Genomic DNA, 698 nt, shown 5'->3' on the forward strand with positions numbered 1-698 from the left:
CGCGCCATTTCGTCAAACCGTTGATGGTATTTGGAATTTCCATGCAACCGTTCGGCTTTTTCGTCGACTTCCTCCCATTCCGCATCGGTGACGACGAGAACGTCCTGGGGCTTGTTTTGGCGCTCCGCCGGCATCACTTGCGTAACTTTTTTGCGTAACTTTGGCGTAACTTTTTCAGGAGGCGTAACTTCCTTAACTTCCGTTTTTGTCCAGCCTTGAGAACTGGCCCTCTTACTGACCGCCGGGCGAGAAATACCCAACTTTTCGGCAAGCCAAGCGAAACCTTCGCGCGGGTCACTTTCCCATGCCTGACGGGCTTCAGCCCATTGTGCTTTGGTTAATTTAGCCATCGGGATTTCAACTCCTCTGCTCTTCAAGCCGGGCGCGGCTTTCAGACACATTTTGATTTAATTGCTCCAACGCACTTTTAGCCTCTTCATGCGCCGGATGTTTCCAATCATTGGCCGGATGGCGCGGGTCTTCCAGAATATCGCCAATCACCCGCTCGGCCTCGGCCAGCGTCCGGAGTTTTTCCAGTTCGAACCCTAACCCCATGGCGTCTTCGGCCGTCTCGGCCAGCAATCTGAGCAGCTTGGCCCCGCCGCGCAGGTCGTCGAAGGCTCGGTTGTTCCGGCGTACCTGCTCGATCTGCTGCAGATTCTCTTTCGAGCGGCGCAACGTCCGGTCAACCGACTCAG

2 protein-coding genes are annotated in these 698 nt (G+C 55.4%); both read right to left on the reverse strand.

Features of this window, described 5'->3' with window-relative positions; genetic code table 11:
* Positions 1-350: helix-turn-helix domain-containing protein (locus JJL52_RS21135; protein WP_202054500.1), on the reverse strand; the 350-nt coding region annotated here is incomplete at its 3' end.
* A gap of 7 nt (positions 351-357) precedes the next feature.
* Positions 358-698: hypothetical protein (locus JJL52_RS21140; protein ID WP_202054501.1), on the reverse strand; the 341-nt coding region annotated here is incomplete at its 5' end.

This window comes from Candidatus Methylomicrobium oryzae (genome assembly GCF_016745425.1).
GTDB lineage: Bacteria > Pseudomonadota > Gammaproteobacteria > Methylococcales > Methylomonadaceae > Methylomicrobium > Methylomicrobium oryzae.